The sequence below is a fragment of the Gordonia sp. (in: high G+C Gram-positive bacteria) genome (assembly GCF_020438995.1).
GTDB lineage: Bacteria > Actinomycetota > Actinomycetes > Mycobacteriales > Mycobacteriaceae > Gordonia.
The window spans coordinates 1-6,803 of the sequence record NZ_JAGQTN010000081.1 but is presented as its reverse complement, the minus strand read 5'-3'; the positions used below and the strand labels follow the sequence as shown (position 1 = coordinate 6,803).

The following is a 6,803-nucleotide window of genomic DNA, read 5'->3' as shown; positions in this document are numbered from 1 at the left end:
GTGTCGATCAGGTGGATGACGTAGTCCTCGTCACCGACCTTCCACGGCAGCCGAACGTTCTGCGCCTTGATGGTGATGCCACGCTCGCGTTCGATATCCATCCGGTCGAGGTACTGCGCGCGCATCGCACGCTCCTCCACCACGCCGGTGAGCTGCAGCATCCGGTCGGCCAGCGTCGACTTTCCGTGATCGATGTGGGCGATGATGCAGAAGTTCCGGATCCGCGATGGGTCGGTGAAGGTGGTGTCGGCGAAGTTGGGAATCTCTACTGCTCCTTCAGCGGGTGCCTCGACTGGCACAGGTCACCGTCCAGTTTCCCACACCCGGTCGATAGGGTCGCCGCATGACCGAACCCGCACCCGTCCCACCACCACCGGACGAGCGTCACCGGCCGACGGCCCGCCAACCGGAGACTCCGCGATTTGTGTCGTATGGCGCGACAAGTCGCGGAGTCTGCGGTTAGGCAGTTAGGGCTTGGCGGATGCAGTCAGTGACGTACTCGGGGCGGTCGGTGAGGTCGGCCCAGGTGAAGTTGATCACTGTCCAGCCGGCGGTGATCAGTGCGTTGCGGCGGGTCCTGTCGCGTTGAAAGGCGCGCGCTCCGCCGTGACTGGCGAAGCCGTCGATCTCGACGGCGAGCATCTTCTCCGGAAACGCAACGTCGACGTAGTATCCGGCGGTCGGATAGTTCGCGACCCAGCCACGAATCCGCGCCCGACGCAACAACGTAGCCATTACACGTTCGGCCGCCGACCGCGCACCGTCTCCGACACCTTCCAAAAGGCGAACCATCTCCGGGTGGCCCGATCTCCCGCGACGACGCCCGGCAGCCGCGTGCAATTGCGCGATCGACACCCGATGCAGTAGGAGCGCGTTGTCCACCACCTCGGCACCGCCTTCTACAGCCCCTTCCAGCGCCGACAGCGGAACCCCGATGACCGGCAGACCTACCCGGGTAACGACGTCGGCGTCCTCCAGATCCCGGTATCGCAGCCGCACCGACTTCCGGACCGCCAGCACATTCTTGCTGGGCGGAACGGTCACGGTGATGATCCTCGGCGCCTGGTCGGCCAGCCCGTGCCAATACGCCGCACCGAGGCCCGACAGGACCGCGGACTCACCCAGAATCAACGTCTCGACCCGAAGTCGGGTTCGCGCGGTCTGCGGATGGTCGGCGATGCTGTACACCCCATTACCGTGGCTGCGCCACTCGCCCGCCCTGACCCGCCGATACACCGACGACCGTGACATCCCGGCGTCAAGCGCTGCGTCGATCGTGACGACTCCGTCGTGCTCAAGAGCAAGCTTGCGTAACACGGCGGGCATCTGCACGCGAATCAGACGCACCAACCGGCCCAAAGGTTCCATTTCGCCCGAAAACTCCGCGTTTTGTAGCGCGAGGCGACACAAAACGCGGAGTTTCCGATGGCTTACCGTGAGCACATGACTGTGGTGGCGGATGTGGTGCGGCCCGACGGGGTGGCGCGCGGGGTGGTGGTACTCGCGCATGGGGCGGGCGGGAATCGGGACGCGGCGATCCTGCGCGGTTACGCCGACGCGCTGTGCGCGCGGGGGCTGGTTGTCGCGCGGATCGATCTGCCGTACCGGCAGGAGCGGCCGAAGGGGCCGCCGAGTCCGTCTAAGGCGGCAGCCGACCGGGACGGGATCCGGGAAGCGTGCGAGCTGTTCCGCGACGAATCCGAGGGACCGTTGATCGTCGGCGGGCATTCGTATGGCGGCAGGCAGGCGTCGATGCTGGTGGCCGAGGATTCCGAGGTCGCCGACGGGCTGCTGCTGTCGTCGTATCCGCTGCATCCGCCCGGTAGGCCCGAACGGATGCGCACCGAACATCTGCCGGAGATCGCGGTGCCGACGCTGATCGTGCACGGCACCCGTGACCCCTTCGCCACCAGCGACGAAGTCGCCGACGCCATCGGCCTGTTCACCGCCCCGGTACAGGTGGTCGAGGTCGTCGCACCCCACGACCTGAAACCGGACAAGACCGGTGTCGCCGAACTCACCGCCGACGCCGTCGATGAATTTCTCCTCAACCGGAAGGACCGCTACGGCTGACGCTGACCGGATCCTCAGGCGAGGCGGGTGATCTCGACGACCACGTCGAGGTCTGTGGCGCCGCCGCCTGTGTACACACCACGCAGCGGTGACACGTCGGCGTAGTCCCGGCCCACTCCCACCGATACGTGGCGTTCGGTGATCGGGGTGTCGTTGGTGGGGTCGAAGCCCCACCAGCCGCCCGTCCATGCCTCGATCCAGGCGTGACTCTGTCCCGCGACCGTCTTGTCGATCGGCGCCTTGGGGTCCGGGTGCAGATAGCCCGACACATAGCGCGCCGGGATGCCGAGCGACCGCAGCATCAGCAGGGTGAGGTGTGCGTAGTCCTGGCAGACGCCTTTGCGTTCGTTCCAGGCGTCGACGGCGGTGGTGTGCACGCCGGTGGTTCCGGGAACGTACTCCATCTCGCCGTACACGTACTTGCAGATCGCCTCGACCGCTTCCTCCGGCGTCTTGCCTCTGGCCAGACGCTTGGCCGCCGCCGCCAGGCTCCGGTTCTTGGGCACATACGCGGTGTTGGTGAGCATCTCGTCGTAGCGGTCCACGATGTGTTCGGCGTGCAGGTCGTCCCACGACGCCTGCTTCTCGGGGCGCTCACTCGCCTCGGTCTCCACTACCGACAGACCCGACACCTCCAACTCGTTGTGTGGGGCGTGCAGATCGAATGCCGTCACCGCCGATCCCCAGTAGTCGGTGTACCGGTACGCACGCGAGGCGGGCACCGTTTCCACGCGATTGACGATGACGTTCTGCCTGTGGTCGCTCCGCGGCGTCAGACGGGCCTCGTTGTACGACGAGGTCACCGGACTCTTGTAGGCGAAGCCCGTCGAATGGACCACTCGCAGACGCCAACTCACAGTTCACTCTCCTCGATAGCGAGTACTTCGCCGTCACTCACCCGAGCGTCGGCCCACGCGACATACGGTGACACGTGGAAGTATTGATTCGTCACGGCCTCGTTGACGGCGCGACAGGTGTCCTGCAGATCCAGCAGCCGCTCCTCGAGTCCGTCGAGCAGGTCGCCCGAGTCCAGGAACTCCAGCGAACTCCGCGCCCGCCCCAGAAGCAACAACGCCTGGGCCTGCGCACCGACGCGACTGGGGCCCTTCCCCAGTTCGGACAGATTGCGTTCGGCCACACACAGCGCATGGAACACCGATCGTGGGAAAAGCCGGTCCAGCAACATGAATTCGAGTACCTTCTCGGCGTCGATCACGCCTCGGTAGGTACGCAGGTACGTGTCGTGGGCTCCCGCGGACACCAGCACGCTCACCCATTGTGGTGACGTGGCGCGCTCGCCGGCGCGCGAAAGCACCATGCGGATGGTCATGTCGACGCGTTCGATGGACCGTCCGAGCAGCAGGTAGCGATACCCGTCGTCGTGGCTGAGAGTGGCGTCGGCCAGTCCGGAGAACATTGCCCCACGGTTCTTCACATACGAAAGAAACTCGTGCGGACCGAGTGTGCGGGCCCGTTCCTCGGCATCGACGAGCCCGTTGTAGGTGGTATTCAGGCACTCCCACATCTCGGACGATGTGACTTCTCGTGCGCCACGGGCGTTCTCACGCGCGGCATGAATCAGGTCGACGATCGACCCGAACGAATCCTGGTCGTAGGCAACACGTTCGGTGAGGGTGAACACGTCCGCGGGCACGTTCGGATCGGGGGCCTGCAATCCGAGCACCTGGATCACCCGCCGGGCCGAACGGTCGACGTCGACGGTGGAATCCTCCAGGATCTGATGGATCGCGACGTCGAGGATGCGTGCCATGTCATCGGCGCGTTCGACGTATCTGCCGATCCAATACAGGGATTCGGCATTTCTGGCCAGCATCATTGCCCGCCGCCTTCCTGTCCTGTGCGGACCTGTGCGGGTGCCGCGATCGGCCCTTGTTGTTGTTGCTGCTGGGTCTGCGTGTGGATGGGCTCGGGTGCGCTTTCCGCCGGCCGCGCCGCGACCCGGCTCGAGACCACCTTGGCACCGGCGAGTTCGCGCTCACCCCCGGAGCCACGGGCGGCCAGCACCCAGGTGTCCTTGGAGCCGCCTCCCTGGCTGGAGTTGACCACCAACGAACCCTCGGGCAGCGCCACGCGCGTCAGGCCACCGGGGAGCACCCATACCGATTCGCCGTCGTTGACGGCGAACGGGCGCAAATCGACATGCCGCGGCCGCATCCGTTCACCGATCTTGGTGGGGACCGTCGACAACTGCACGACCGGTTGCGCGATCCAGCCGCGCGGATCATTGCGGACCTTCTTCGCCAGTACGTCGAGTTCGGCCTTCGTCGCATCCGGGCCGAACACGATCCCGTAACCGCCCGATCCCTCAACTGGTTTGACGACGAGCTCGTCGATACGGTCGAGAACCTCTTCGCACTCGTCCGGAAGCCAGCACCGCAGGGTGTCGACGTTCTTGAGCGACGGCTTCTCGCCCAGGTAGTACTGGATGATCTCGGGCACATAGGTGTAGATGAGTTTGTCGTCACCGACGCCGTTGCCCACCGCACTCGAGATGACCACGTTGCCGGCGCGGGCGGCGTTGAGCAGGCCGGCCACCCCCAGCATCGAGTCAGGGCGGAATTGCATCGGGTCGAGGAAGTCGTCGTCGATGCGGCGATAGATGACATCTACCCGCTGCTCACCCTCGGTGGTGCGCATGTACACGACGTTGTCGCGGCAGAACAGGTCACGGCCCTCGACGAGTTCGACGCCCATCAGCCGAGCCAGCAGCGAATGTTCGAAGTACGCCGAATTGGCCACGCCCGGAGTGAGAACCACGATGTTGGGGTCGGCCTCGTTGAACGCCGCCGACGCCCGCAGCGCGCGCAGCAGATGGCTCGGATAGTCGCCGACCGCCCGCACCCTGTGCGAGGCGAACAGGTCCGGAAACACCCGCGCCATGGTGCGCCGGTTCTCGATCACATACGACACACCCGACGGCGAGCGCAGGTTGTCCTCCAGCACCCGGAACTCGCCGTTCTCGTCGCGAATGAGGTCGATACCGGCGACGTGGATGCGAACCCCGTTGGGCGGGCGGATATTTGCCGCCTGCCGGTGAAAGTGCTCACACGAGTGGACAAGTCGTTTGGGCAGCACCCCATCGCGCAGGATCTCCTGCGTGCCGTACACATCATCGAGGAACAATTCGAGCGCTTGCACACGCTGGGCGATGCCGCCCTCGAGTTTGGTCCATTCGGCTGCCGAGATGACGCGCGGCAGAACGTCGAGTGGGAACGGCCGTTCCTTTCCCGACAGCGAGAACGTCACGCCCTGGTCGATGAATGCCCTTCCGAGAGCATCGATCCGGGCGTCGAGGTCTTCGCGACTGGATTCTGCCAACGCCTTGAAGATGCCGCGGTATGCCGGGCGTACCTCACCGCCGGCGTCGAACATCTCGTCGTAGGGCTTTCCGAACGACGGCGCGCCGGTGTAGCCGCCGAAGAACGTGCTCTCGATCTCGCGTGGCTGGGTGGTCGCGGGCTTCGAGCGTTTGGCCGGGGTTCTGGGTTTTGTTGCCTTGGCCGAGGCTGTTGCGGGCTTGGGCTGGGCAGCCTTGGCGGGGGTACGCTTGGCGGCCTTCGTTGTCGACGCGGCACTCATAACTTGACATGGTGCTACAAAAACCCGAACTCGGCAGGACTGTTGAGCGACTGACCCGCGAGAGGACGCCCCGGGACACCAGATTTTGCCGCGCTACCGCAGTTTTCGCCGAACGCCCAACGCCCGGCGCCGTACGCGGCGCACCACATTCGCCGTTCGTGTCTGCCAGTGCTGGCGGGTCTTCGGCAGGGCTGCCGACTGGACGAGAGCGGCCACCGTGCCCAACGCGACGTCGAGCACCTCGGCGTCGGTCAGCGCCTCGGTTCGTTCGTCCGTCGGGTCGACTGCAAGATCGTCGAGATCGCCGACCACCCGGTAGCCGGCTGCCGCGATGTCGGCGATCATCGCGTGGCTGTGTTCGGCCGCCCACCGCAGATGTTCGCCCGACAGCCGCTGTGCACGGCCCTCGCGTTCGGCGAACAGGATTTCGCCGATGACCTGCCCCTTCATCACCCGCTCGTACCGCCGCCACTCGATGTCGTCGGGTTGCAGCCGGGTGTTGAGTCTCCGCACGAATTCGGTCTGCGCCGCCGAGAGCGACGAGTTCAGGTCGGGCACCGGAATGGTCAGCGCAGCCGGGTCGACGCCGATGACCGACAGGAAACGGTTCCAGAGGTCGTCTCCGGTGCGGGTCTTCGGCACCGTGATCACGTGCACCCGTTCGGCACCGACGAACGGTGCCCAGGTGCGCAGGATTCGTACATAGTCCTGGAATTCCCAAAAGGGTTCCTCGCGGCCGGCAGCCATTTCGGAGGTTCCAGGTGCGTGGGCGAGCACGGAGTCGACAAATTCGCCGATGGTCGCGGTGCGCTGATTCTTGACGTTCTCCTGCCACACCGACGGCAGCTGCCGACCCAGATCGCGGACGGTCACCAGCACGTGCACCTCGTCGGCGAAGCTCAGATCGGACATGAGCTTCTCTACCTGCGTGGCCGTGGCGGTGGCGAACAGTTCGTGACTGACGAGCGAGCGCTGCGGCCACGCCTTCATCTGCGCCACCATTGTCGGCCACGCCGACGCGAACTCCGGGTCCACCCAGTCGAGGTAGCGGTCGGGCTGCAGGTGGGCGGCCGCGTGGAAGTGGTCGGCGATCTCATTGCCCGGATAGAGCAGGCCCGACGAGGAGAGCG

At 65.5% G+C, this 6,803-nt stretch carries 7 protein-coding genes; 1 reads left to right on the top strand and 6 read right to left on the bottom strand.

All coding sequences use genetic code 11. From position 1 onward, the window contains the following. Together KDB67_RS06990 and KDB67_RS06985 are read right to left on the bottom strand one after the other, a co-directional pair. Positions 1–299 (bottom strand): GTP-binding protein (locus KDB67_RS06990; RefSeq protein ID WP_291014076.1); only part of this gene is annotated, 299 nt, incomplete at its 3' end. Positions 300–459: 160 nt separating this feature from the next. Then, positions 460–1,326 carry a DUF559 domain-containing protein gene (locus tag KDB67_RS06985; RefSeq protein WP_324388138.1) on the bottom strand — a complete coding sequence of 289 codons (867 nt, stop codon included), beginning with the start codon at positions 1,324–1,326 and terminating at the stop codon, positions 460–462. 117 nt (positions 1,327–1,443) lie between these two features. Here KDB67_RS06985 and KDB67_RS06980 point away from each other — a divergent pair, with 117 nt between their 5' ends. Then, on the top strand, positions 1,444–2,073 hold the full coding sequence (locus KDB67_RS06980) for an alpha/beta fold hydrolase (RefSeq protein WP_291014074.1): 630 nt from the start codon (positions 1,444–1,446) through the stop codon (positions 2,071–2,073). A gap of 14 nt (positions 2,074–2,087) precedes the next feature. Here the strand turns inward: KDB67_RS06980 and KDB67_RS06975 are convergent, their stop codons facing one another. The 4 genes from KDB67_RS06975 to KDB67_RS06960 form a co-directional block, all read right to left on the bottom strand. After that, positions 2,088–2,930, bottom strand: coding sequence for a transglutaminase family protein (locus tag KDB67_RS06975; RefSeq protein ID WP_291014071.1), 843 nt, complete (start codon positions 2,928–2,930; stop codon positions 2,088–2,090). Beyond that, positions 2,927–3,910: an alpha-E domain-containing protein gene (locus KDB67_RS06970; protein WP_291014069.1), complete on the bottom strand. Its 984-nt coding sequence runs from the start codon at positions 3,908–3,910 to the stop codon at positions 2,927–2,929. The genes KDB67_RS06975 and KDB67_RS06970 overlap by 4 nt, the downstream gene beginning before the upstream one ends. Beyond that, complete coding sequence (locus tag KDB67_RS06965) at positions 3,907–5,673, bottom strand: circularly permuted type 2 ATP-grasp protein (protein ID WP_291014067.1); 1,767 nt, start codon at positions 5,671–5,673, stop codon at positions 3,907–3,909. Before KDB67_RS06965 ends, KDB67_RS06970 begins: the two co-directional genes overlap by 4 nt. A 93-nt stretch (positions 5,674–5,766) precedes the next feature. Continuing rightward, on the bottom strand, positions 5,767–6,803 hold a 1,037-nt coding region (locus KDB67_RS06960), incomplete at its 5' end, for a sulfotransferase family protein (protein ID WP_291014066.1).

Excerpts from the sequence above, each read along its gene's own strand:
- KDB67_RS06985 (WP_324388138.1), bottom strand. The coding sequence starts at position 1,326 with ATGCCCGCCGTGTTACGCAAGCTTGCTCTTGAGCACGACGGAGTCGTC.
- KDB67_RS06980 (WP_291014074.1), top strand. The coding sequence starts at position 1,444 with ATGACTGTGGTGGCGGATGTGGTGCGGCCCGACGGGGTGGCGCGCGGG.
- KDB67_RS06970 (WP_291014069.1), bottom strand. The coding sequence starts at position 3,910 with ATGATGCTGGCCAGAAATGCCGAATCCCTGTATTGGATCGGCAGATAC.
- KDB67_RS06965 (WP_291014067.1), bottom strand. The coding sequence starts at position 5,673 with ATGAGTGCCGCGTCGACAACGAAGGCCGCCAAGCGTACCCCCGCCAAG.